General features: G+C 42.2%; 21 protein-coding genes and 5 pseudogenes. 24 read left to right on the top strand and 2 right to left on the bottom strand.

Annotated elements, in window-relative coordinates:
* Positions 1-3 precede the first annotated feature (3 nt).
* From FTV29_RS05970 to FTV29_RS05925, 11 genes and pseudogenes are all read left to right on the top strand, one after another.
* Positions 4-291 carry a hypothetical protein gene (locus FTV29_RS05970; RefSeq protein WP_180075235.1) on the top strand — a complete coding sequence of 96 codons (288 nt, stop codon included), beginning with the start codon at positions 4-6 and terminating at the stop codon, positions 289-291.
* Between the two features lie 50 nt (positions 292-341).
* Positions 342-446: pseudogene (locus tag FTV29_RS05965) on the top strand (single-stranded DNA-binding protein); the annotation flags it as partial.
* A 2,198-nt stretch (positions 447-2,644) separates the two neighbouring features.
* Positions 2,645-3,145, top strand: a pseudogene (locus FTV29_RS05960) (tyrosine-type recombinase/integrase); the annotation flags it as partial.
* A gap of 52 nt (positions 3,146-3,197) precedes the next feature.
* A pseudogene (locus FTV29_RS15120) lies at positions 3,198-3,477 on the top strand (IS982 family transposase); the annotation flags it as partial.
* Positions 3,478-3,720: 243 nt separating this feature from the next.
* Complete coding sequence (locus tag FTV29_RS05955) at positions 3,721-5,172, top strand: hypothetical protein (protein ID WP_228127733.1); 1,452 nt, start codon at positions 3,721-3,723, stop codon at positions 5,170-5,172.
* The gene (locus tag FTV29_RS05950) at positions 5,169-6,632 is read left to right on the top strand and encodes a hypothetical protein (RefSeq protein ID WP_005096117.1); all 1,464 of its coding nucleotides are present in this window, start codon (positions 5,169-5,171) and stop codon (positions 6,630-6,632) included. The genes FTV29_RS05955 and FTV29_RS05950 overlap by 4 nt, the downstream gene beginning before the upstream one ends.
* A 32-nt stretch (positions 6,633-6,664) precedes the next feature.
* Positions 6,665-7,075, top strand: a complete 411-nt coding sequence (locus tag FTV29_RS05945; RefSeq protein ID WP_005096118.1) for a hypothetical protein — start codon at positions 6,665-6,667, stop codon at positions 7,073-7,075.
* A 52-nt stretch (positions 7,076-7,127) separates the two neighbouring features.
* On the top strand, positions 7,128-10,850 hold the full coding sequence (locus FTV29_RS05940; protein WP_159138450.1) for a tubulin-like doman-containing protein: 3,723 nt from the start codon (positions 7,128-7,130) through the stop codon (positions 10,848-10,850).
* Between the two features lie 79 nt (positions 10,851-10,929).
* On the top strand, positions 10,930-12,342 hold the full coding sequence (locus FTV29_RS05935; RefSeq protein ID WP_159138449.1) for a lipopolysaccharide assembly protein LapB: 1,413 nt from the start codon (positions 10,930-10,932) through the stop codon (positions 12,340-12,342).
* Between the two features lie 28 nt (positions 12,343-12,370).
* Entirely contained in the window at positions 12,371-13,033 is a 663-nt protein-coding gene (locus FTV29_RS05930) for a hypothetical protein (protein ID WP_005096125.1), read from the top strand.
* A gap of 72 nt (positions 13,034-13,105) precedes the next feature.
* Entirely contained in the window at positions 13,106-13,657 is a 552-nt protein-coding gene (locus FTV29_RS05925; protein ID WP_005096126.1) for a DUF2799 domain-containing protein, read from the top strand.
* A gap of 93 nt (positions 13,658-13,750) precedes the next feature.
* Here FTV29_RS05925 and FTV29_RS05920 read toward each other — a convergent pair.
* Positions 13,751-13,921 (bottom strand): annotated as a pseudogene (locus FTV29_RS05920) (IS982 family transposase); the annotation flags it as partial.
* Between the two features lie 27 nt (positions 13,922-13,948).
* Between FTV29_RS05920 and FTV29_RS15115 the strand changes: the two are divergent.
* From FTV29_RS15115 to FTV29_RS05890, 7 genes and pseudogenes are all read left to right on the top strand, one after another.
* On the top strand, positions 13,949-14,077 hold the full coding sequence (locus FTV29_RS15115) for a hypothetical protein (protein ID WP_005096127.1): 129 nt from the start codon (positions 13,949-13,951) through the stop codon (positions 14,075-14,077).
* A gap of 300 nt (positions 14,078-14,377) precedes the next feature.
* A complete protein-coding gene (locus FTV29_RS05915) occupies positions 14,378-15,601 on the top strand; it encodes an efflux RND transporter periplasmic adaptor subunit (protein ID WP_100354856.1) in 1,224 nt (407 codons plus the stop codon).
* Positions 15,598-16,826: pseudogene (locus FTV29_RS05910) on the top strand (ABC transporter permease). Before FTV29_RS05915 ends, FTV29_RS05910 begins: the two are co-directional and overlap by 4 nt.
* Positions 16,819-17,541, top strand: coding sequence for an ABC transporter ATP-binding protein (locus FTV29_RS05905; RefSeq protein ID WP_159138448.1), 723 nt, complete (start codon positions 16,819-16,821; stop codon positions 17,539-17,541). Before FTV29_RS05910 ends, FTV29_RS05905 begins: the two are co-directional and overlap by 8 nt.
* Positions 17,542-17,743: 202 nt before the next feature.
* Positions 17,744-18,160, top strand: a complete 417-nt coding sequence (locus FTV29_RS05900; RefSeq protein ID WP_100357595.1) for a YeeE/YedE family protein — start codon at positions 17,744-17,746, stop codon at positions 18,158-18,160.
* 1 nt (position 18,161) lies between these two features.
* Entirely contained in the window at positions 18,162-18,584 is a 423-nt protein-coding gene (locus tag FTV29_RS05895; RefSeq protein WP_005096132.1) for a YeeE/YedE family protein, read from the top strand.
* On the top strand, positions 18,581-19,456 hold the full coding sequence (locus FTV29_RS05890; RefSeq protein ID WP_005172150.1) for an MBL fold metallo-hydrolase: 876 nt from the start codon (positions 18,581-18,583) through the stop codon (positions 19,454-19,456). The genes FTV29_RS05895 and FTV29_RS05890 overlap by 4 nt, the downstream gene beginning before the upstream one ends.
* Before the next feature lie 280 nt (positions 19,457-19,736).
* On the opposite strand, the gene FTV29_RS05885 is transcribed toward FTV29_RS05890, so the two are convergent.
* A complete protein-coding gene (locus FTV29_RS05885; RefSeq protein WP_005096135.1) occupies positions 19,737-20,237 on the bottom strand; it encodes a Dps family protein in 501 nt (166 codons plus the stop codon).
* A gap of 781 nt (positions 20,238-21,018) precedes the next feature.
* Between FTV29_RS05885 and katE the strand changes: the two genes are divergently transcribed.
* Genes katE through FTV29_RS05855 form a run of 6 tightly spaced genes read left to right on the top strand, consistent with a single transcriptional unit; the run spans position 21,019 to position 26,532 of the window.
* Positions 21,019-23,142: a catalase HPII gene (katE, locus tag FTV29_RS05880; protein ID WP_159138447.1), complete on the top strand. Its 2,124-nt coding sequence runs from the start codon at positions 21,019-21,021 to the stop codon at positions 23,140-23,142.
* Positions 23,143-23,201: 59 nt separating this feature from the next.
* Positions 23,202-23,411 (top strand): hypothetical protein, encoded by a 210-nt coding sequence (locus FTV29_RS05875; protein WP_005096139.1) that lies wholly within the window; start codon positions 23,202-23,204, stop codon positions 23,409-23,411.
* A gap of 50 nt (positions 23,412-23,461) precedes the next feature.
* Positions 23,462-24,445 (top strand): acyl-CoA dehydrogenase, encoded by a 984-nt coding sequence (locus FTV29_RS05870; protein WP_100328867.1) that lies wholly within the window; start codon positions 23,462-23,464, stop codon positions 24,443-24,445.
* Positions 24,433-25,215: a PIG-L deacetylase family protein gene (locus tag FTV29_RS05865; RefSeq protein ID WP_005172141.1), complete on the top strand. Its 783-nt coding sequence runs from the start codon at positions 24,433-24,435 to the stop codon at positions 25,213-25,215. Before FTV29_RS05870 ends, FTV29_RS05865 begins: the two co-directional genes overlap by 13 nt.
* Positions 25,208-25,822: a class I SAM-dependent methyltransferase gene (locus tag FTV29_RS05860; RefSeq protein ID WP_100328866.1), complete on the top strand. Its 615-nt coding sequence runs from the start codon at positions 25,208-25,210 to the stop codon at positions 25,820-25,822. The genes FTV29_RS05865 and FTV29_RS05860 overlap by 8 nt, the downstream gene beginning before the upstream one ends.
* Complete coding sequence (locus tag FTV29_RS05855) at positions 25,819-26,532, top strand: glycosyltransferase family 2 protein (RefSeq protein ID WP_159138446.1); 714 nt, start codon at positions 25,819-25,821, stop codon at positions 26,530-26,532. Before FTV29_RS05860 ends, FTV29_RS05855 begins: the two co-directional genes overlap by 4 nt.
* The last annotated feature ends 26 nt before the right edge of the window (positions 26,533-26,558 follow it).

Below are 26,558 nucleotides of genomic sequence, written 5' to 3'. Positions count from 1 at the left end.
AATATGGAATTAGAACAGCGTTTACGCAAATTAGAGAATGAATGCTTTAACAATAAACAACGCCGTCAACTGGATGCCCACTTTATGGGCCAGATTCTTAAGCATATGGTTGATACACGACTGATGGATGCTAAGCAGCTACGACAGGCAATTACCCAGATAGGTGAAGGGCTTAAAGATATTGCAGGTGATGCACCAGGAGCAGCGGAGATTATAGACGAACAGACACTCGAATGGCTTGGTCACATCAAAGAACCCAAAGAGTTTCTTTTATCTGGTGGCATGAGTTAATTAAACAGGGTGATTCGTCACCCTATCTTTTTTAAAGAAATAGTCTAATTAAGGCGTATATCGAAGGCTCACTACGCACAAGGAAGTGGAAAGACAGTAAAGGAACGGATCGGGAAATAACCGAGATTCGAGCTGATGAGCTGCAATTGCTTTAATCGAAGCTCCCTAAATATGGGGAGCTTTTTTATTGGCTGAATGGTCAAGATAACCATGCAGATTATTTGCACCAGAACTGAATAAATAGCTTTAGATTGCTTTAGATCGGTGCAGTCTAATTAGATAAAAGCATCTCTTTCAAAGGGTCGAATTTCAAATGTCACCCTACTGGACTCCAAATCTGAAAGGGAAAATTTAGATATACAACATACCTTTGATTTACTTTGACAGCACCACATTAAAAAGACCATTAAAACCATGCTCAAACATAGTCATATCAAGGTTTACGCCGTTTTTAACGAATACCTATCTTGTAAAACTACGTAAAACAAATATCAAGTTCAAAGGTTAAGTTTTGTTAAGTTCAAATACTGACTATCACTATTCTTAGTGAGTTATCTAGGATGAACAGGACGGCGAAAAATGTCAGAAACGCACAGCAAATATGTCAGAAACGGACGGTTAAAAACCCCCAAATATGTCAGAAACGCACAATAAAACGTGTCAGAAACGCACAGTAGGAAATGTCAGAAACGGACAGTTTCCGGCTGTGTAACGGTAGACATGAGTATTTATTGATCTAACTTTCAGGCATTAAAAAAGCCCACTATTGTGAGCCTTTCTTTTGCGTCATATCTTCATTCAATTGTTCTTTAACCCATCCGCTAAAATCATCCAGTTTATTAGCATGGGCCAATAGATCGGCATCGTGTGAATTATCAGTATTGAAGCTGACTAGCTTTGACAAGTCCGAGCAGCCAGTGGAAAGTAGTATTTTGTAGTATTTCAAACCATAACAATTGATAACAAACGCAGCGTTTTGAATGTCAACAAATGTTAACAGGTACGCCGTTCTGAATCTCAGGTTTTATCAGGTTTTCTTTTTTAAAGCAGTCCGAAAAACTGAAGTTTTCTGAAGTAGGACGGCGCAAAATTGCGTCCACCTACACGCGCGCGTAGTTGTTCCGAAACCTGAGTTTTCCGTAGTAGACCAGCGAAAAATTGCGTTGGTTAATGAACTACGAAACTTTCGTACAGTCACACAGTGTGGGTATGGTCAAAATGACCACTCCATAAAAGCGATGCTCAAAAGTGAGCAACGGTATTCACTGAGCGAAAAATTGCGTTGAGTGGGTGCGTCCAAATATGGACAGACCTCAAAAGTGAGTTTTGCATGTGACTATCAGTCACTCATAAAGATAACCCCAACTTTGGGGGCATCTCTTAACTACATTTAAAGTGTAGTAGCGGATCAGGTATAACCGCCAATGGCGGACGGATCGGGAGCATTCCCCCCACTGGGGGATATGAGCAAACTTGCTCACATTTGAAAGGTGACCGGGTGACTTGCTCCACCACCTGGGCGGTCAAGTGAGTAGCTTAAAGATACTTAGTTCAATCTCCCAAATTTTCGGGACACCTGAGCCACCAATAAGAGGAGCAGCTTTAAATACTCTATTCCGCTTCAATTAAATGATGGGAGCGAAAAAACACAGCAAACCGCTATACCATCAGACAATAATCAAGAAAACGCGCGGGCGCGCGAGATAGGGCCGATATTCATTAAAAATAAGCCAAAATAAGCACCTATCTGATAGAAAAACAGCACTGAAAACAGCCGAAAAATAGAGATTATCAGCATCACAAAAAAAGCAAAGCCTTGCTATACCTTGCTTGTATTGTGTCAAGACCCTGAATTTTTAATTTCGCGCGTGTAAAAATGTGCCTAAGGGTGCGGTCATTTATAAGCTAGAGCCTGAGCTTTTCAATATCCCCCTCCCTATTCATAAAGACTGGAGAGAAAATCAAACTGAGTGCATCAATAAAAAAGCAGAGGAGTGCCTAAAAAGAATGCTTTTAACTCCTGAGTTCATCACCCAGTATGACAACCAAACCCGAAGACAATAGGCCAGCAACATATAATCTGTACACTGTCATGTACACTGGAGTTTTTAGGTAAAATTTAATAAATATAAAACAGTAACTTATAAGATTTGTTCAATTGTCGCCACCTCCACCAAATTTATAAATTCACATGACGTTATATAATGACTTATGAATTGGAAAGCCCAGATCTATAAAGGATTCAGGGCTTTTTTACGGGTACTTATAACGAATTATAAATATCTACAGCATTGCTTATCATGTATCACACTTTGTGTCATTCAATAATTATTGAAACCGCAGTGATACAAAAATGAAAAGATCCGATATTAAAAAGTGGCCGCTATCAGATACCATATTAGCTAATCTGGAACCTGAATCAAAAGAGTATCGGGAGCTGGACGGCGAAGGCTTATATTCCCGTGTAAAGCCTGATAGTAAAAAAGCGTGGTTATTCAGATACAAGAAGGCAAATGGCAAATGGTCGCGGCTTGGCATCGGTACTTATCCTGAATTGTCGGGAGCTGGCGCACGTAAAAAGGCCAGAGAAATCATTAAGGATATTTCACACGGCGATAATCCAATCATCACCAAGCAAGAACGTAAACGGCAAGAACTAGAACAGCACAATGCCACCTTTGAAGTTCTGGCCCGTGAATGGTTAGACACCAAAGCGAATACTTGGGTGCAGGACACGATGACCAGAAATAAAAGTGCATTGGAAAAACATGTATTTCCTGTTTTTGGCAAACGCCAGTACCTGCAGGACAGGACAAATATGATGCAATGGTATGCCAGCCATTTAGAAGAAATTGCAGATCAGAGCATTATCCAATTTAAAAAGGCTTGTGGCCCGACATCAGCCAAAACTTAAAAAGCAGATTAAAGATGAAGGTATTGATCTAATTACCTTATCATGGAAAGAACATGGGGCTTGTTCAATTATCCGTATCAAATGAATCTCATTTAAAACAACGCAATAAAATAGAAACCTTATTAAACCTGTTATAGGGGCAATACAATTTAGTAAAAATTAAAGCCCCTAATATTAATGGTTTTTTATGTGAGATCTATATCTCACTATGTGCATATAAATTGAGCCACCGAAATCATTCAGCAATTCAAATTATGGAGTCATTGGCTTAAACATGATTCATGTAATGATGATTATTTTGACTAAATCGTTATATGGGAAAATTCAAATAAAACATGAAACAATTTGTTAGTTTTTGTTAAATAATATTTGTCCATTGTTAAGGTTATATTAACTATCTAATTTTATTAAAAAAAAATCAAATAAATAGTTTGAAAGTAAAAAAAACTGTCTAGAATGTTGCAAAAGAAACTCAAAATATGGGGTGTGTCTTGATTCATAATCAGGATAAAGTAGTGTGGAATTTAGCATCCGGAACTTGGGTTCAAGATGACAAAGTCGGTTATACCTTAAAAAATACGCCGAATTTAAGAATTGCAGATCATGTGAATCCTCACTTTGTTAAGCAATTACTTAATTTGCCAAGTTTGGGTGCGAAAATGTATCCTTCTGAATTTTTGTATGATCCTGAAACGGGTAAGCGTCTAGAAAAAGCAAAAATCAATTCAGATTCATATTGGCTTGCACCTTATGGGCAAAGTTTACATTATGATGATGGTCGTCAATATGTGGATAATCACGGCTTGCAATTGAGTAGCCAACTCAAAGAATTAGAACGTAAACCTGATGTCAGTAATGATGCGCTACTGAAAATTAAAATGCCGCCAAGAGGAATTTTTGAATTTGTGTCTATTAAAACAGGTACAGATATTCCTCAGCTAATAGCATTGAATAAAGTAAATGGAAGTCTATCAATTTGGAGCCAATATAATAATGAATGGCTAGATTTAAGTAATCAAGGTCCGCGTTTAGAGCGCTGCCCAGAACCAATAGAAGAATATTTACACCTTTTAGGTGTTATGAGTGCAGATGGAACACCTCATTTATATATTCCGACTAAAGCTGGTTTGGCACGAGTTATTATTGATGGGTTATCGTTGAGATATCAGACGCAGTATGTGACTGAACATAATCCATGTTTGGGTATGCCTGTATATTGGAATAAAAAAATATTACAACCAATGTTGATCAATAATCAGCTGCAGGTTGTTGATGTACTTACTCGGCAGACATCAGTAGTAGTAAATAATCCAGCATCAGAAATTTATTTTGAAAAAGTAGTGTATGACAATAGACGTATTATTTGGATTGGTAAATCAGGCCAGTTGATTTTAAAATTTGAGGGGCTTGATAATCAAGAGCTAAGGGTCGTTTACGAGATGTGGATACCAGGATATAAGCCTGATTTTCGTTTTGGCGCACCTTATGATGATAGAAAAGGTAATTTCTACCAATTCTGTACAAGTCAGAATGCTGAGAAAGGACCTTGGTGTTATATCGAGCTCGATGCAGAAAAACCACATGTACAACCTTCTTTATTTCGTTTTACCACTGGCTTTTCAAAATTCTACCTGGGTGACAAACTTGACGTAAAAGATATTTGGAAAGAAAAAGTTGGTGTTGAACCAACACATCGTTTTACGGTTCCACTTATTGAGGATGAAAAGCACCAACTAATTTTAGGTTTTAGTTTTGATACAGATACAAATATAGGTATTGAGCAGAAACTTGCAGATGAGTCTAAACAGGATATTATGCTATTTATAGATACGCATGATGGGCTCATAGATTTTCATCGTGTTCAAGTTGAAAAGCCGTTGCAGTCAAGATTCTTTATTCATCAAAACATTTTGTATTTTTATAACCCTAGCTTAACTGAAATCTTAGGCTGGGAGCTTGCTGCATGAAGAAAATAGGATTAATGGCTTTAGTTAGCCTTATATCATCTTTGACTTGTGCAGGACAACATGCATTTTTAGTCCAAAACTCTGGTTGGATGGAACCCTTTTACCAAGATCAAAACTCGCAATTAAAACCACTTGTAAATGCTGTGGTTCAAACCGTCACGCAACCGAGTGACACTATTGCGGTAGCAATGTTTAACCAAAGCAATGCTGTGTCTAAATCACCTACGGTGATTTATCAAGGCGCCGGTAAACAAAATATTAGTCAGCAATTAAGCCAACAGAGCATCGCGAAAAAATCTGATAAAGCCTATGCAGATACCGATTTTAAAGAAGCTGTCGTTGCCACGATTACAGGTCCATTTGCGAAAAAGTCAGGCATTATTTGGATTTTTACTAACAATAAAAATAGTCCAAATAATGATGCGGCTACGGCTGAGCGCAATAAAGAATTCTATGAGCTGGTACATTTAGATCCTGCCATTAACAAAGTTATGGCATATCCATTAAAAATGCCTGTGCAAGGACAACATTTTAATGCATCTGGCTTAATGGTTTATGCCCTGGCTTATGGTGATCAGGCTGAAACTGAATTAAATCATTTGGTTCAATCAGGTCAAATGGAAAAGGTTTTCACCCAGCAACCTGCATTGTTAAAACCTTTAGACAAAGAACCAGTTCAACTCATTCCAACAGGTGTGAAAAACTCGTCTACGATTCATGCTTCTTTAGCATCTGATCAAAAAACCTTGGTTTTTAATTTAGAACCTAAAGATGTTATTCCTGAACTGAAGCTAACAGCAGATCTAAAAAACAAATTTTATCCTTACAACATTGCTGCAACACGCGTTGAAGCAAAGTTGAGATTGGCCAATGGTATGCAAGCACCGATTCAGATTTCTGAATCAGATATTCGTTTGATGACCAAAGACAACACGAAGCTAGAATTTCAAGTGCCAATTCCTTCGCATTTAATTGTGTCTCCATGGTCTTGGGAAGTGTTTAAGGCAATGGGTAAGGCAGTTACGATTCCTGCCAATATTGACGTGACTCTGTATGAGCAGAAGCTGAGCTTATCTGAAGATTTTAAACAGAATTTGCAAAATTTATTTCCTGGTGACCCCTTATCGGATGTCTTTGTTGCACCACAAAGTATTCAGTCTTCCACAGCCACAATTCCTGTGCAATTCCGTTTGCAATATCCATTATGGCCAGTTGTAGTCATGATTGCAGGGGTTTTATTGGCACTTGTATTCGGCATTTTGGCTTTGGCATTGAGTTCAAAACGTAAAAAATACGATGTTTGGGTTAATGGCTTGAAAAAACAAACCATCCAATTAAAACCATTTTCCAAGATGAGTGTTTATGGTGATTCAGGGGAAGAAATTGCGATTGTGAAACGTGGTATTTCAGACGCATCTGTTCAAGTTATAGATAAAAAATTTAGTGTAATACTTCGTTAAATAGTAAGTTTAATAAACATCCAGGGGGATATATGTCAGAGTCAAATACAAATAACGGTTTTGTTTTACCAACAGCAGATGAACAAGCTCAAACTGAAACAGCTACAGTAGCGCAAACTGTTCAAGCAGTGAATGTTCCAACAGTTCAAGAAGAAACTGGTTCTCGCGATCTCATGATTGCTGGAGGAATTATCGTTGTTCTTCTCATCGCTTTCTTTTTTGCAAAACGTGGTTTCAGCAATAGTTTGGTAAAAAAACGTATTTCTCCGAGCAAAGCAAGTATGGCAGGTTGGTGGTTATTTATTTTCCTTGCTGCAGTTGCCATTGGTGCAGTCTTGGCAGCAGTCAATCCAGTGAAATTCTTATCTCTGCTTATTTTGGGGCCATTAGGTGTTGTTGCATTGCTAAGTGCTGTCCTGGCATTCACATCAAGCCGTGCTTAAGCACTGAATATAAGTTAAGTAATTAAAAAATAAGCAAAAATAGGGGAAGAAAATGACGGAAACGCAAAATGTCAACACAGGCACTGCAGCCAAAGCAGCAGAGCAGACCGTAAAACTCCGCCCAACACTTTATATTGGTGTCGGTGGTACAGGTATGGAAGTGATGATGCGTGTACGTCGTCGTATTCTAAATGCAAGTTGGGGCAGTGATAATGTTCGCTTAGAAAACTTATCACAGTTTCCAATTGCACAATTTATGCATTTTGACTTAGATCAGGGTGCAATTATTGATAGTGGCCGTGCACAAACTGAAGATTTGCAATATAACTTAGTCAAGTTTACGGATGATGAAAAAATTGTAGAGTCTTTTGATATTGAGAAATATAGCCGTGATGATGCATCACTGAGTCGTTATCCTCATATTCAAAATTGGTTACCGTTAACACCGAGAAAAATTCGTGAATTAGGCATTGATCCTGCAAAAGGTGCGGGACAGATTCGATCTGTATCACGTTTATATTTCTTTGATAAATATCCAAAAACACGTGACAAAATTCGCTCAAAATTAAATACATTAAAAGCAGGTTTATCACGCGATGACATGCTGAGAAAATTAAATCTACAGCTGGATACAAGTAAATTCCGTATCGTGGTTTTGGGTTCTGTGGCGGGTGGTACAGGATCAGGTTCATTTTTGGATATGGGGTGGTTATCTAAATGGGTAGCAAGCAACGAAGTTGAAGCTGCTGATGTAGAGTTGATGTTGTTCTTACCGACGGGTTATTCAAGTGCCAATAAAGCACGTACTGAGGCCAATGCTTATGCAGCGTTGATGGAAGTTGAATCTGCAATGGTTGGGCATTCAAAGTATGTTGAAAAATGGGATGATTATGATCGTCCACAGCTTGCATCGAAGCCGTATGATGAAGTTCATTTAATTGATTCCGGTAACCTCGCACGCCAGCATACGGACAATATGAATGACGTGTATTCAATGATTGCGGATACTTTGTTCGAGGATTTTCGTTCTGCTGACTTTGCCAACCGTAAACGTTCGGTTGCAGTAAATCAACGTCAACATAAAATTCATATGTTTGCACCACCTGTACCAACAGGGCGTTTTGGTGACATGAAATTGAATTATTCATGTGCATATTCAGCATTTGGTCAATCGACTTTGGACACACTTGGTCGTGCTCGCTATGATGAATATGCGTACAGTTTGGCAGCGGACATGCTTAAAGCCTTCTTTGGTGTAGCAAGCGCAAATCCTGCTGCTAACCGGGCGAGTGAAAAAAAGCGTGATGCATTCATGGCCGAAAATATGAATCTCAATTTGGTGCCATTTAATAACCTTCCTGAGTTTTCAGCTGCGACATTAAAAAATCCAGAAATTCGTGAGTTAAATACCGAATTTATGGATTTAGAAATTGTAGATATTTTATTACGCTCAGGTCAGAACGGTGTCGAAGTAGATATCGCAGAAGAAACACGTCAGCGTGTTAGTCAGCGTATTAGTGAAATCAGTATTATTGATCGTGAACAGTGGGCAAATGAAGTCCGCAAAACAATGCAAAGCTTAATGCGTGATGTCATTCGTAATACAGATGCTATGGCAGATACAGCTGAAGATCGTGTCATGCGACGTCGAAAAGCATTATTTGAAAGTCTCAAAAAAGATATTGAAAGCCGTTTATATTTATATTTAGATAATCACGAACAAGGTGGTTTCGAATATGTGATTTCGCTAGTCGAACAAATTAAAGACCGTATTGAAAATGCTAACTCAGGTATTACATTACAGCTCAAAAATTCAGCCAATCGTTATACTGCGATTAAAGATGCCTTATTGACTTATGAATATGAAAAGCAACTGAAAGATTTAGAAGAAACAAAGGGTAAAGGGCTTTTAGCTATATTTGGTGGTGGGAATAAAGAAGAGCAAGCTCGTGCAGTGTTGGATAACCTGCGTAAAGATATCGCAAATATTCTTTCTTTCCACCTGCGTGCAAAAGCAGCTTTAGAAGCCATTGAACTGATGCAAGATATTTCAAACTGGTTAGGTAACAGTTTGGGTGTGGATGAAAGTGGAAAAACAATTTGGAATGGTGTGATGGGTGACCTGCAAAGTGGTCAAGAGTCTGTCATAGATATGATGAAACGTCTTGATCACGATCGCGAAGTGATTCATCAACAAATTCGTACCAAGCATGCAACTTTACAAATTATTGAAACTGACGATGTAAAAGAGCGTGAAATAGATCCTCGTTTAATGTGTGAATGGGCGGCTGAAGCATTTAAGGATTTTGGTGGTTCAAAAGAGCTATTTAAAATTCTTGTTGACCCGGATCAGCAAACACCATTATTGCTTAAAATTATTCGCATGGCAGAGCGTCGTCTAGTTATTTTTGAACAAAATGATCAAGAAGAAGATGCATTGTATAAAGCACTTGAAAATATGAGTGTAGTTGAACGTCAGAATGTATTTACTGAGTGGTTACAGCGTGCCATGCCTTGGGTTGATGCCAAAATGGGCGGTGATTTCACCCCACCACCAGACCGTTTCAAATGTTTTATCGGTGTGAATGGTGCAGATCAATTTAGCAAAAAGTACAAACATGAACTGACGGGATGTATTCCAAGTGGTTTAGGCTTAAATGCTCAAGCATTGTCGATTGTCGAAACCGGAGAACCTGGTCGAGCAGTCTGCTATGTCGAGCTATCAGGTATTCCTCTTACGATTTTACGGGGTATTGAGACTTGGCGTACTAGTTACCGTAAAGAAAGTGAAAGAACACCACTACATACGCATATTGACTCAACACGATTCAAGCATCCATATGCACCAACACCTGATGAATTAAACAGCTTGGCTGATGATTTTAAATGCTACTTAAAAGCAGTGATGTTGGGTGTTTTAAAGCGTTGTGACGTTCCAGGCTTGATTCCAAGTGGGCAGTATGAATTTGCGGTCGCACGTGGCGATGTGCGTCGCTTAGGCAATGAACGTGGTTTCCGTTTAAATGGTTTACCTCAGACTTACCGTGATAACATTTATGATCAAGTGCAGCAGAAATTTAAATCACTCAGTGATGCAAATTTAACAATGCTAATTGCATTAGTTGATCATTATGAACGAGAGATTTATACCCCTCGTCTTGTTCAAAATGAAACGGGTGCGCAAGTTGAACATGTCGGTTTTGCATGTGCTATTGCAAAAGAATTAAAGAAAGAGCTGATCGAATTAGCTGAGCGTAAGGAAATTCCTCAAGAATTGATCGAGCGTGCATATGAATTAACTGAATATCGCGAAGAAATGGAAAAATGGGCTGAAGTACTCAAAGATTCAGATGAAGATGCATATCAGGATGAAATTCGCGAACCAAATAAAGGTCGACGCCTGAAGTGGGTGATGAATATGTCACCAAGTATCCTACAAATACATGAACAACTTCTTGTGAAAAATAGCATGGCAGATGTAGTACCAATAGCGACATTTGCGATGCCTGGTATGACACCTCCACCTACTCCAGGCGCAATGCCACCCCCAATTTTGCAGCAACCCCAGTATCAATATCATATTGCGATCAATGGGCAAAACTTTGGACCATACCCTCATTCAAAAGTAGTTGAAATGTTGCAGCAGCAACAGATTAACTCTGCAACGATGGTATGGCGTGAAGGTTTAGCTAATTGGATCGCAATTGCCCAATGCCCTGAGCTTGCAATACCTGTGCCGCCACCAATTCCTAGTATCCCGCCAATTTTACAATAATTGCTCATGCAGTATTGTCCTTGAAAAAGGGCAATACTGCCAACGCTCAACACAAAAAAGAAGTAATAGGTTAAATAACATGGCTAAGCAGAACGAAGAGATGGTTTGTATTGAATGTCAGCAGAAGCTACAGCTCAAGGTAAAATATTGTCCTTTTTGTGGTACTTTGCATGACGTTCAACTCCAAACTCCGCCTGTAGAGTCAAAGGAAATACCAATCATTCCAAGAGAGTCATTGAGTGAAAATCAAGATTCAATTGGAAGTCAAAGCCAAAATGAAGCTCAAATCGAAGAAAAATCAAACTCATCGGTTGTAGTTAAACACATCACAAAGCAGGGCAATAAAGAGCTAGTGGGTGTCATCATTGTTGGTTCGACCCTTGAAAACATGCGAACTTATGATCGTTACGCCTTTAAAAAAAATGAAGGAATTTTTGTACGTTTAAAGCATCTAGCAAATATTCCAAATGAATATTTAAGTTTGGAACAATATCAACTCAAGTTTCAAAGTGATCTGTCAGTCTTAGATGCTGAACCAGATGAGCCTCTTGAACCGATACAGCCTGCGGCTCCAATCGTAACCCCTCCACAACTACCATCAACCAGTCAACCTACACTGTTAGATTCACCACAGCAAAAAACCTCGAGTTTTAAATATATTGCGATTGCCTTTATCGTACTTTTGATGGTGATCTTTTTCTTGTTTAGTGGTAAAGAAAATATACAAGAAGAAGTGTCTATAGACGAAGAGGCACAGGTTGATCCTTGTGAAAATGTAAATGCAGAAATTAGTAGCTTTTTGAGTGAAAAAATGCCGACACGTGCATTGAGTATCATCAAACTCAACCAGGCAGAATGTAAAATTAATGCAAGTTTTGTGCAGTTGGTTGTATCTGCAGAAGCGCAAGCCACCTCTGCAAAAGAGAAACTCACTTTAGCAAAAGAGTATTTGCAAGCTGGAAACTTGGAGTTAGCACATCAGACATTGCTTGCTGCATTAGAACTTGATGCGGAACTTGTAGGTGGCCTAGAGCTGTTGCCACAGATCGAATCGATGATTGAAGAATTTAATCTTCAACAAGAAGAAGAGCTGGAAGCATCTATAGAAAGTGAAACTATACAAAATGAAGTTGAAAATTTTCCACAGCAAAATATGCATCAAGAAGTTGAGCAAGCACAGCGTTTAGCACAAGCAGAGCGTGAGCGTGCAGATGCACAACGCCAGGCAGAACAGGCTCAAATAGAACGTCAGAAAGCTGAAGAGGCTGCACGTAAACTAGCAGCAGAAGCAGCACGTCGTCAGAATGAAGCACGTTTTGATTCTCAGCTCAGTCGTGCAGAGCGTGCATTAAATGCAAATAACTACGGTTTGGCTAAATCTTTGGCTCGAGAAGTATTGTCTGCTTCTCCGAGTAATGGTCAAGCAAAACGTATTTTACGTCAGGCTGAAGCAGGTGAATCAGCAGCCTTTGACGATATGGTAATTCAATAATCATTTTATACTTTAAGAGGGAAATTTAATGAAAAAGACAATATCTGTTGCTATGTTGAGCTCAGCTTTAGTTATTTCAGGTTGTGCGAGTACAGGGGGATTGGCAACGTCAGCCAATGGGGGATGTAATACGGGAATGTCTACAGCAGTAGGCGCACTACTTGGTGCAGCAATTGGGGCATCTGTGGGTGATAGTAGTTATGCTGCAACAGGTGCTGCTATTGGCGGTGCGGTTTTTGCAGCAGGATGCTTAATGATTAATGCCCACACCATTCAGAAAAAATCAGCTGCTGAAGTTGAAACGGCATATAAGAAAGCCAATAAAGGGAAATTGCCTCAAACAACAAGGGTTCAACAGTATTCTACTGTTATTTTACCTAATCAAACTGTGGCAGCGAACCAAAATATTACAGTAAAATCAGATTTGACTGTTGTAGAAGGTGTTGCTGATCCTCTTCAGCGTGTCCAAGAAAAATTAGTTCTAAAAGATGCAAATGGAAAAGTGATACGTGAATTGGTGAAAGATGTTCAGGTTTCAACAGCCCAAGGCTATAGTTCTGGCGATTTTGAAAATTCATTCAGTTGGAAGTTTCCTTCGAGTGTATCAAAAGGACAATACTTACTTGATACTGAATTACTCGTGAATGGTAAAAAAGTCGCAAACAATACTCGTACGATCACATTAGTCTAAAATCTCTTAGAAATCCCAATATGTATTGATACATATTGGGATTTTTACTGTAGCCAATATTTTGAGAACTTCATGAAATTAAAAATGTTGCTGTTAGGCAGTATTGTTATGCTGAATGGTTGTGCAATTATGTCTAAAAATGAGTGTTTATCTGCCAATTGGGGTTTAATTGGTCAGAATGATGGTTATAACGGTAATGGTTCATTCATGCAAAAGCGTACTCAAGCATGTATGAAACACAACGCTATTTTAGACACAGAAGCCTATACCACTGGTTATAAAAAAGGTCTAAAAAATTATTGCAATCCACAAACTATTTTTGATTACGCATTACAAGGTAGAGGAACATATCAGAGTTGCCCAATGGAAATGCAAAATAACTTACGACCTTATTACAATGTGGCGAATAAGTTTTATGTGGCGAATAAAAATTTAAAATCGATTGAAGATACAATTGCGACAGCAAAATCTAATATGTATAACTCTGATCTTAAGGAAGAATCACGAAAGTATTATCGTGAAAAATATAACGAAGCTAGCAATAAGTTGGGGCAAGTTCAGCGTGAATATAATATGGCAGAACGAGAAATTCTGCAATTCAAGCGAACGGCAAGTTTTGAATAATAAGAGTTAGTTATAAGATTGAAAAATATAGTTTCTCAGATAGCTAGAAACTGTATTTGCTTATTTCAAAGATTAATTTAACCCTCATCCTGTTTAAGCCAATGACTTTATAATTTGAATGGTTGGCTTATTTCGATGGGTTAATTGGTATGCACATAACGAAGCATAGATGCCAGTTAAAGACCCTGAAATACTCCGAGCTTTACTCGTCACTAAATTATAGTGTCCTTTCAATAGGCTGAATAATGTTTCTATTTTGCTGGGCTTTTTTAAGTAAAATCCCTAGGTACCATGAAGGCAGATCCGCGTGATTTAAACTGGCAGAAAGTTAATCAGGAAATCCGGTTGGCGCCTTTGGGCGAAAGCCTGTCGCAACGTGATCAGTTATTGGGTAAAATTATTAAATCAATCATTCATTAAACAGGCTAAATCAACGATGTTTTAGCCTGTTTTTGATGCTATCCAGATCTTTGACATGGCGGTCGCTTCATACAGCGGACTTTTAGCTCATTCATTCAAATGTTGCAGCTGCCATAGATCACTTTAGCTGAAATCGATAAGTGCTGGCTAAACATGCTCAGGAATCCAACATTTCATTTAAACTCAACAAAATATCTATAAATCTATGCAGGAACCTGTTGTAAATTAGACACTCGAAGAAAATAAATAAAGCGTTATCTTTCTTATTCAATATTCGATGCATCAACCGGAGATTCTCAGTTGCGCGCTGCCCGCTATAAAATTTTGCTCATCATCTTATTGTTACTGGCAGTCGGTTTTGCTCTGTTCCGCTGGTGGCAGGGGCCGGTTCTACCAAGCTATACCTTGAACACCATGCCGCTGATACAAAATGTAGTGGCCACCGGACGCGTGGCGACAGTCTCGCGTGCTCAGGTGGGCAGTGAAATTAGTGGCGTAGTACTTGAGCGGCGGGTCACGGAAGGAGATCAGGTGAAACCTGGTGATCTCTTGGTGGTGCTGAAATCGGATGAATTACTGGCCCAAGTACGACAGGCTGAACTGGCACTGACTGAATTGGCCACCAGCAGACGACCACAGGCGACAGCAGAACTGGCCAGTGCCAAAGCACAACTGGAACAGGCCAGTCGTGAAGCAGCACGGAGACGTAATGCCGAAGCGGGTATCCTGTCGGCTGAAGAAATAGAACAGGCCTTAGAGGCAGAAAGAGTTGCCCGCAACAATTATGAAACCGTTCGTCTAAAAGCAGCGGCATTGTCTACGGGACAAGTTGAAGAAGCATCGCTTCGGGAACAGCTGGCAGTGGCGCAGGCGCAACTGGCAAAAACCAGAATTCGGGCTGCGGTCGCAGGTACAGTACTGACACGGGATGTCGAGCCAGGCGATCTGGTTCAACCAGGACAAACCTTATTTACCATTGCCTTAACGGGCAATACAGAAATCCGGGTGCCACTCGATGAACGGAATTTACCGCAACTGGCCTTAGGGCAAAATGCCACCGTGATTAGCGATGCTTATCCGGATCAGTCTTTTCCGGCCCGCATTAACTTTATTGCACCGAGCATTGATCCGCAGCGGGGCACGGTAGAGGTCAGATTAACCGTCAACCCGGTGCCAGATTTTCTGCGTCAGGACATGACCGTATCGGTCAATGTCGAGACAGATAAACGGGAGCGGGCACTGGCTATTCCGAACGATGCGCTTAGCAATATTAAAGGCAATAAGGCAGTGGTCGTGTTGGTACGTGATAGAAAAATCCAGCGCCAACCGGTGACTTTAGGTTTACGGGGTCTGGCCATGTCAGAAGTAACTTCAGGTTTGAGTGAGGGTGATCAGGTGCTGGCCAATGCCGAATCGTTACTGGAAGAGGGTGCGAGAGTCCGTCTCAAGCCACAAGATAGCTCATTGATGAGCTCGACTGACGCGACCGATAGCAAGAATGAATTACCGGTGAAATTCGATTGAAAAACTTTTTCGAGCGGCTTTGGATCGAATGGAAAATCGCGATCAGTTTTTTGCGCGAAGGTCGCGCGCAGTCCATTATGATCACGGTGGGCGTCGCCGTTGGTGTGGCGGTGATTGTGTTTATCACGGCCCTGATTCAGGGGCTACAGGCCAATATTGTCGAACGTACATTAGGTACACAGGCACATATCCGTCTGCTCTCACCCGATGAAGTCAACCGGATTGTGCCGCCGCCTGCCGGGACGGTGCAATTGTTACAGGAAGATAAACGCGCACAACGACTGCGTTCCATCAATAATTGGCAGCAGATTACCGAAACACTGGATCAGTTGCCGATATTAACTGCTGTGTCGCCTGTGGTCTCCGGGCCGGCCTTTGTACAACGCGGTGATGCGATTGAATCCGTGGCCTTGGTCGGAATGGATCTGGAGCGTTATCAGCAGATCATTCCATTGAAAGAATATTTAACCAGTGGTCAATTACGTGTTGGCGCGGACGATGTACTGATCGGCAGTCAGTTGGCCAAAGATCTGGGGGTTCAGGTCGGTAGCAAATTGCGACTGGATACCGGTCAGCAAAACAGTGCCTTGGTAAATATTGCCGGCATATTTGAACTGGGCGTGCGTGAACTGGATGCGCGTTATGTTTATCTGGACTTGAAACAGGCACAGTCTTTACTCGGCCTGCCCGGTGGTGTAACTGTCATTGATCTGACCATTAACGATATTTTTGAGGCTGATGAAATTGCGGCCCAAGTGGGGCGCCTGACCTCATTAAATTAAAGGCTGAAAGCTGGATTTCAACCAATGCACAGCTGATGAATGCGATTACTGCACAGAGCCTGTCTACCAATATGATTATTGTTTTTGTTGCCATTTCAGTGGCTTTTGGCATTGCCAGTGTCATGTCCGTCAGCGTGGTACAGCGCACCCGGGAAATTGGTATTTTGCGTGCGACAGGCGCCACCCAGTCACAAATTTTAAGAATTTTCCTGTTTCAGGGGGCCATATTTGGTCTGCTGGGTTCGGTCGTTGGCAGTGCAGCCAGTTATGGTCTGGTCTGGGTATTTAATAATTTTGGCCCCGGATTATTTTATATCCCGATTTCGATCGAGCTGGTACTTCTGGCTTTATTGTTGGCGACATTAACAGGGGTATTGGCCGCTGCAGTACCATCACGCCGGGCAGCGGCACTCGATCCGGTGGAGGCGATTCGTCATGTCTGAACCATCTCAAGAAGTCCTGCGTTTAGAAGCGCTGCACAAATCTTATAATATTGGTCAGCCCAATGAAATTGAGGTCTTGCATGGTATTGATCTGTGTATTGAACGCCAGGATTTTGCTGCTCTGATTGGGCCTTCTGGCTCCGGAAAAAGTACGCTATTGAATATTCTGGGATTGCTGGATCAGCCGAGTAGTGGCGAGCTGTATTTGCTGGGACAGCCGACCAGTGCCATGGATGATCGTGGCCGGACTGCGTTACGTGGCAATAGTATTGGATTTGTATTTCAGTTCCATCACCTGATTCAGGCATTTACTGCACTGGATAATATTTTAATGCCCTTGATGATGACGCGAGGCAAACCCGGACAGCAAGGCTTACAACGGGCACGGGATTTGCTGGCTGCAGTGGGGCTGGAAAAGTTTGCTGATCGTAAACCGAACGAGCTTTCCGGTGGGCAGCAACAGCGGATTGCGATTGCGCGGGCTTTGATTACAGAGCCAGCCTTACTTCTGGCCGATGAGCCTACCGGTAATCTGGATACGCAGACCGCCGCCGACATGTTTGAGCTGTTTCGTAAAGTGCATCGTGAACGCGACTGCGCCGTTCTGCTGGTGACACATGACCCGCGCCTATCCGCCACCTGTGATCGAACCATTAATCTGGTCGATGGCCGGATTGAAAGTGATTCCCATACGGTTCATCCAATTGAAACTTAGACAATATTTCAAATATTAGATTGATCCGATCCAGATTATTTCTTTATTAGTCACAGCTGACTAGGGCTGAAACCAGAGAGCTTAGCATGCATTGGATTTGAGCCTATAATCATCTTCCATCAAATAAGTTAAACAGACTAGAACTTGAATAATATTTAATTAAATATAATATCAAAATATATAGTGATGAAAGTGAAATATGATGCATGACTTCCTGAGCGCTTTTCTCGGTGGTTTACTTCTTGGTGTTTCAGTGGTCGGCTATCTGTATATTCATGGCCGGATCGCGGGCATTAGTGGTCTGATTGGACAGGTACTTAATCCTAAAAGCATTTTCAAGACGCCAGCTCTGTGGTTTTTATTGGGTCTCATCATCATTCCATTTGCTTATGGACGATGTATACAACCTGAAATCGAACTGAATACCAGTCCCTGGATGATGATCATTGCAGGTTTACTGGTCGGTTTTGGCACCCGTTTAGGCTCGGGATGTACCAGTGGCCATGGGATTTGTGGCATCAGCCGTTTATCTAGACGTTCAATCTTGGCTACAGCCGTATTTATGTGGGCTGGATTTATGACAGTTTATGTGATTCGTCACCTGATTGGAGTGCGCTAAAATGAAAAATCTGCTGGCATTTTTATGGGGTGGTTTATTCTCAGTTGGCTTGATGATTTCCGGTATGGCCAATCCTGAAAAGGTTCTGGATTTTCTGGATGTTTTTGGCGACTGGGATCCGAGTCTGGCCTTTGTGATGCTGGGCGCGATTATGGTCGCCTTTATTCCTTTTCAGAAAGCCACGCGAAATCCGGTAGCTAAAACTGTATTTCATGAGCCGATCCAGTTACCGACTAATCAGAAAATTGATTCTAAACTGATGAGCGGCAGTCTTTTATTTGGTATCGGCTGGGGAATTGCCGGTATCTGTCCGGCACCCAGTCTGACACTCATTGGTTTAGGCCACTATCAGGCTACTTATTTTATTATGGCCATGCTGGCAGGGGTTTATCTACATCGTCAATGGTCAGGAGCATCATCATGAGTCATAGCGCCGTAATTCAAGATTTTTTTCATGAAGATAGCCATACTTTTAGCTATGTGGTGGGTGATCCGGCCACTGGAAAATGTGCGGTGATTGATAGTGTGCTGGATTATGATGCCGCTTCTGCCAGTACATCGACCAGACATGCGGATCGAATTATTGCCTATATACGACAGCAGAACTTTGAGGTTGAGTGGATTCTGGAAACCCATGTGCATGCAGATCATTTGACCGCAGCACAATATCTGCATTCACAGTTGGGCGGCAAGATTGCCATGAGCCAGCATATTTCTATTGTGCAGGAAGTCTTTGGCGCGATCTATCATCTGGATATGAAACAGTTCAATCTGGCGCAGCCTTTTGATTATCTGTTTGCGGATCATGAAAAATTCAATATTGGTTCACTACCGGCCTATAACATTCCGACGCCGGGACATACACCGGCCTGTCTGAGTTATGTGGTCGGGAATGCAGTCTTTATCGGTGATACCTTGTTTATGCCAGATTATGGCACTGCACGTTGTGATTTTCCCAAAGGCAGTGCGGCAACGCTATTCGATTCGGTACAAAAACTGTATCAATTGCCGGATGATACCCGGGTATTTCTGTGCCATGACTATTTACCGGAAAGCCGTGATCACTTTGTCTGTGAAACCGATATTCAGACCCAGAAGCAGCATAATATCCATATCCACAGGGGGATGGCAAAAGCTGAATTTATTGAAATGCGCCAGCAGCGCGATGCCCAATTAGGTATGCCAAAACTGATTTTACCGGCGATTCAAATCAATATACGTGGCGGTCAATTTCCTGAAGCAGAGGCCAATGGTATTTCCTATTTAAAACTGCCGCTGAATTATTTTCATGCCTGAATGCCTGAATGCCTGAATGCCTGAATGCCTGAATGCCTGAATGCCTGAATGCCTGAATGCCTGAATGCCTGAATGCCTGAATGCCTGAATGCCTGAATGCCTAAAAGCCTCAATTCTTAAAACCTGGTGATGAGAAGAGGATGTACACGACTGCATACATCCTCCAAGTTTTTAGTGCTTCATTTTAAAGGTCATATCTTTGGGATTGTTCTAATCGGCTCAGAAAAATCCTCGTGTCATCCCGCTCATCCGCTTGCTCTTAAATGCGATTAATCATGCTTTATTGATCCAGACTACTTCTGAGCATCCAGGCAGTTTTTTCATGTACATCTAGTCGCTGGGTCAAAATATCCGCTGTTGGTTGATCATTGGCGTCTTCAATCACTGCAAAAATACTTCTGGCGGTACGTGCTACGGTCTCATGGGCATCGACCAGTAGGCGCAGCATTTCTTCAGCTTTTGGCACCCCTTCAACCTCTTTAATAGAGGTCAGTTTTACAAACTGTTTATAGGTGCCAGGTGCTGCAAAACCCAAGGCCCGGATACGTTCAGCAATCACATCCAGCGCATTCCACTGCTCGGTGTATTGGGTCATAAACATATTATGCAGGCTATTGAATTGGGGGCCGGTGACATTCCAGTGGAAATTATGGGTCATCAAATACAGGGTATAGCTGTCCGCCAATAGTCGGGATAAACCGTCGACAATCTTGGCACGATCATCATGCGAAATTCCGATATCAATTTTCATTGCTTTAGATTCTTTTTTAGAAGAGGCCATGCTCTTACTCCTTAAAATTTAACAACATGCTGTGTATTAAAATAAAGTCAGATGTATTCGAAGTTTGAGTCAAACGAGGGTTTGATCTTGATAATGACTCCCGAATTGAAACTTAATTTCCATTATCAATATGAACAAGCTGAAAGATTTAAGTGTTTATAAGTTATAGATATTAGATCAATAGACAGGCAGGAAGTTTAGTCATTATGTATAGCCTGCAGAGAGGATTGTAACTTTTCAATTTAATAAACTTTATTTCTCTTTATCAACCTAGCGATAATTATCCCAACAGATTTAGAACGTTGAAAAAAGCCTTAGCTATTTCAGAATGGAAATATTGCACTGATTCATGATGACGGATTTGTATGCACTATCACATCTTGCCTGAAGAACTTTTATTGCAACATAGCATGACTAAAATTTTATATCTCTTTTAAATGAATGAGATGGCTGTGTGCAAAGATCATAAAAAAAGAGGGGGTTTATAAAAAAATAACACAACGCTGCCTTAATTAAACAAGGCACAATAAAGAATAATAAACCTCTTTCCTAAATGCAGTTATGTTAGGACACAGGCGCGGTCAATAACAATATCCCAGAAAGCAAAATCCTACGAGACAGAACACAGAGATGAAGTGCTGACTTGAGACAGAATTGGCTGTAGCAACTGGGTTTGCGGGAATCATGTTATTGGCCAACCCATGCGAGACATATAAGCTCAAGCGACTTTGAGATAGACAAAAATATCTGCACTAAACTCAATCTCAGCAAGGAAAACATCATGAAAATTAAGGCGAATAGTCCAGCCACAGGCAAAAATGGTTTAGATAAGCAAAATACCAATAAAAAGAGTGAGCAGCTTGACGTATATCGTAGCGATGCAACCGAGCAGACACTCACCACCAATCAGGGCGTTAAAATCTCAGATAACCAGAACAGTCTTAAAGCAGGTGTTCGTGGTGCGACCTTAATGGAAGATTTTATTCTGCGTGAAAAGATCACCCATTTTGACCACGAACGTATTCCGGAGCGTATTGTGCATGCGCGTGGTGTCGGTGCACATGGTTTTTTTGAAGCTTATCCAGGCAATGAAAAACTGACCAAAGCAGGCTTTCTGACCAATACCAGTGTACAAACGCCGGTATTTGTACGTTTTTCTACGGTACAGGGGCCGCGTGGTTCGGCAGATACTGTACGCGATATTCGCGGTTTTGCGACCAAATTCTATACTGAAGAAGGTAATTTTGACCTGGTGGCGAATGATGCGCCGGTATTCTTTATTCAGGACGGGATCAAGTTCCCGGATTTTGTACATGCGGTGAAGCCTGAGCCACAAACTGAAATTCCAACCGGTGCATCAGCACATGATACGTTCTGGGATTTTGTTTCTTTAGTGCCTGAATCAGCGCATGCGGTGATGTGGGCCATGTCAGATCGGGGTATTCCGCGTAATTTAAGAGCCATTCAAGGCTTTGGGGTGCATAGCTTCCGGTTGATCAATGCCGAAAATAAAGCGGTTTTTGTGAAATTTCACTGGACGCCAAAACAGGGTCTCGCCCAACTGGTCTGGGATGAAGCACAAAAACTGGCGGGTAAAGACCCGGATTTCCATCGTCGTGACTTATACGAAGCGATTGCATCCGGGAATTATCCAGAATGGGAGCTCGGTGTACAGGTCGTTCCAGAAGAAGATGAAATGAAATATGATTTCGATTTGCTGGATCCAACCAAAATTATTCCGGAAGAACTTGTGCCGGTGACGCCGATTGGCAGAATGGTGCTGAACCGTAATGTCGATTATTTCTTTGGTGAAACCGAGCAGGTAGCATTCTGTCCGGGACATATTGTGCCGGGACTAGATTTTACCAATGATCCCTTATTACAAGCACGTCTGTTCTCCTATACCGATACCCAGCTCAGCCGTTTAGGTGGTCCAAACTTCCACCAGATTCCAATCAACAAGCCGGTTTGTCCGTTCCACAATAATCAGCGTGACGGGTTACATCAGCGTATTGTACATACCGGTCAAGCCAGTTATGAACCAAACTCGATTGATGATCACTGGCCGGCTGAAGCTCCGCCAGCAGCACAAGATGGTGGTTTTGAAAGCTATCAGGAACGTATTGATGGTCACAAGATCCGTCAGCGCAGTGAATCTTTTAGTGATCATTTCAGTCAACCTCGTCTTTTCTATCGCAGCCAGGCACCCCATGAGCAAAAACATATTGTCGATGCCTATGTCTTCGAACTGAGCAAGGTAGAACGCAAATATATTCGTGAGCGTGAAGTACTGGAAGTGCTGTGTAACATCGACTTGGACTTGGCACAACAAGTCGCGGATCAATTGGGCATTGAAATTCCGGCAGAGAAAAAAGCGGCAACATTGCCAGAGGTAAAGGTTTCACCGCGTTTATCTTTCGAGGCCTTTAAACCCGAAGATATTAAGGCACGGAAAATCGCGCTACTGGTACACGATAAAGCCAATGAGGCCAGTATCAAAGCCGTTCAAGCCTGGGCAGAATCAGAGGGTGCTGTGGTCGATGTACTGACCCCGAAACCGGGTCCGGTACTGGGTCAGCAAGGCGAGGTAATTCCTTCTGACGGTATGCAAAAAGCCGAGCCATCGATTGCCTATGATGCCGTGGTGATTACTGATGGTGATAATTATGATGTGGTGATGAAAGATGGTGTGGCGACTCATTATCTGCTGGAAGCGTATAAGCACCTGAAACCGATTATCTTCCTGGGCGATAAAGCCAAGCTGATTGAAGATCTGCGCCTGATCAGGGATGAAGGGACTTTGGCGCATGAACAGTTTGACGCGGTACAAGACAGCTTCAAGACTTTGATCATGAACCATCGTGTCTGGGCGCGTGAACTGGTTGCAGAAAGCATTCCTGCCTAAACGACTAGAGGATAGGAGCCTTGGCTTCTATCCTTCTGGTTTCAAAATGGATAAATAATATGGTAAGACCGGATGCCAAAAAGTTATTGGCACAGGTACAGCAAGCCAAATGGAATCGAGAACAGGACATCTATCTGATTGAGCATAACCATTTGCCTTTAGCTGAACTGATGCAGCAACTTTGTTTCAATGAAGAAGAAATCATGGCACGCCGTAAGGTATTAGGCCTGACCACACGGTTAAAACAAATGCGAAAACTTTCCCATTAACTGACTTTAAAACATAACAATAGTGCCGTATTTGATGAGGAAGAGCCTGCATGAACCTCGGTTCAATATTACAAAGATTTGAAAATTCTCCGCTGGAGCTAGAAGAAAAAATTCCTAAGACCCTGATGGAACTGGTATCGATTTCCGATCAGATTCCTTATCCCGCTTCTGGAAACACCTTAAAACGCTGGCGGATGCTTAGTCAGGTTTCCGCAAGCAATCTGAGTCTGGGCAAACTGTTTGAATCACATCTGGATGCCTTGGCCATTTTGCATGAACTGAATATTCCGCTAGAGCAAAAAGGTCTATGGGCAGTCTGGGCGGCAGAAGGCGGGCCAAGCCCTTTAACATTAGACGCCGGAAAACTTACAGGAATAAAGCCTTGGTGTTCTGCCTCGGTCTGGGTGCAATATGGTCTGCTGACTTATCGTGATGAGCAGCAACGATCACAGTTGCTGATTCTTGATCTGCAACAAGCAGGTATTCAGCATCATACGGACATTTGGCAGGCGGTGGGCATGCAGCATACCTTGACTGCCCGACTTGAACTGAATCAGGTTAATGCTAAAAAAGTTGCAGCGCCGAATGCTTATCTGGATCGGGCGGGCTTCTGGCATGGCGCTGCCGGCGTGGCTGCCTGCTGGTACGGCGCAACCGTGCGTTTGGCTGAATATTTAAAACAGGCTGTCTTGTTAAAACCGCATGCCTATAAGGCCATGTATCTCGGCGAAATCAGTCGGAAGCTTTTAGCGACACAGGCTTTGTTTTATCAAGTCGCAGATTTAATTGATCAGCAGCCTAAATTTCCCCATCAATTACAGATTCAGGCCTTGCGTGCTCAGGTTGAAGCGACCGCTTTAAACGTGCTGACTCAGGTGGGTAAGGCCCTTGGCGCTGCACCGTATTGCGAGCAGCCACATTTTGCCCGACTTGCAGCCGATCTGCCGGTGTTTATTCGTCAGAGCCATGCCGCCTTTGATCTGGAACGGATTGGTGAATTGAGTGTGCAGGAGGAAGAGTTATGGACATTATAAGACACGAGATTGTCGAAGACCGTGTCATCCATGGCGAAGGTACACGGCTTGAAGAATGGCGCTCTTGCCAGATTTTGCAACAGATGCCGGAATTCGATATTCCCAGCATTATTCCATCAGATGCCCGAGTCTGCATTATTGCCCCGCATCCGGATGATGAAATTTTGGGTTGTGGCGGTCTGATTCAGCGTCTGGACACATTGGGATATCAGATTGTACTTTTTGCCGTTACCAATGGTACCGCCAGCCATCCAGACTCGATTTTGTATAACCCGGAAGAGTTGAACCAGATTCGTCCTGCTGAAACGCGAGCAGCTTTGGAAGAGTTAGCATTGAAGCAGAATATTCTGCGGATTGCGCTGGATATTCAGGATGGCCAGGTCGCAGAACAGCGAGAACTGCTGAAACAGCATTTGCAATCTTATTTGCAGCCCAATGATGTGCTCATTACCACCTTTGTGCATGATGGACATCCAGATCATGAAATTACAGGGCAGGTCACCCAACAGCTAGCAACCGAACGGCACTTATCCTGTATTCAGGTCCTGATTTGGGCCTGGCATTGGGCCACACCTGGAGATACCAGAATTCCCTGGACCATCGCTCATCAACTCAAATTGACTGATCGAGAATTGCACTATAAGTCTCGAGCTGCGCGGTGTTTTAAGAGTCAGATCGAGCTTGACCCTAGCATAGAACAGGCACCCATTCTGCCAGAGCAGGCATTACAGCGTATTTTACAACCCTGGGAGGTGTATCTGTATGAATAGTAAAGTAGCCTATGATCAGGAATATTTTGATGCCTTGTATGCGCTGAATCAGGGAGATCCCTGGCACTATGAACAACGCTGGTATGAACAGCGCAAACGGCAGATTTGTCTGGCGGTCTTGCCGCGTTTGCAGTTTGACTCCGCGATTGAAATTGGTTGTAGTAATGGCATCTTCAGTCAGGAACTGGCACAGCGAACAGCAACTTTAATGTGTCTGGATGCCAACGAAACTGCTATTCAATTGGCTCGGCAGCGTTTACATGCTTATCCGCATGTACAGGTACTACAGCGGATTGTGCCAGATCATTTGCCGCAACAGAAATTTCAGCTCATTGTGGTTAGTGAGATTCTATATTATTTAGATCCGGCCGCATTACAACAGGTGCTGGCATGGTTGCATACTGCACTCGAACCCGGTGGATGTATCTTGAGTTGTCATTGGCGCGCGCCGATTGCAGGATTTAGCTTAAATGGTGAAGAGGTACATCGACAATTAAAAGCCCAGTTAAAATATAAGCATAATCTCAGCGTACAGGATTCAGACTTTCTGGTCGATCTGTGGCTGAATTCTGCGCAATCTGTGGCAGAGCTGGAGGGCTTGAAATGAAGAAAATTGCGGTGGTGATTCCGGCCTGTAATGAAGAAGCCTATATTGAACGTTGCCTGAAAGCATTAAAATATGCACGACTTTACTTCTTTCAGCATGTGGGAAAATTAGCAGTTCTGCCCGAGATCAAGATTCTGGTGGTTTTAGACAGTTGCACCGATTCTACTGCAAGCAAAGTTCAGCAGTCGGGAATCCAGACGATCAGTTGTCATTTTAAAAATGTAGGAAAGGCACGTCATCTAGGCGTTCAGCACATGATCGAGCAGGGTTGTGACTGGATTTGTTGTACCGATGCCGATTCTTTTGTACAGCGTGACTGGTTTCAGGTCATGTTGCAGCACCAACCGGCGGATGTGATTTGTGGGGTGGTCGATCTGGATGAATGGGGGCATTTAAGCACATTAGCCCGTCAGACTTATCTGAGTCATTATCAGGACAAGATGGATCACCGTCATATTCATGGGGCAAATCTATGTTTTAAAGCCGCGTCTTATCTACAGGTAAACGGCTTTCAGCAACTGGACTGTCATGAAGATGTCGATTTCATCCATCGCCTAGAACATGTCGGGGCAAAGATTATCTGGTCGAATCAGCTCAGAGTGACCACCAGCAGTCGGCTTAGCTCAAAAATTGCAGCCGGTTTCGCACATTTTCTGCAAAATCTGGAGCTTAAAGAAGCCGCTGAAAAACCGATCAGCCTATGCAAATAAAATTACAAAATTATAAATTTTATACA

The sequence above is a fragment of the Acinetobacter sp. YH12254 genome (genome assembly GCF_013417415.1).
Taxonomy (GTDB): Bacteria; Pseudomonadota; Gammaproteobacteria; order Pseudomonadales; family Moraxellaceae; genus Acinetobacter; species Acinetobacter pseudolwoffii.
Note: the sequence above shows the minus strand (reverse complement) of the source record. Positions and strands in the feature narration are given on the sequence as shown.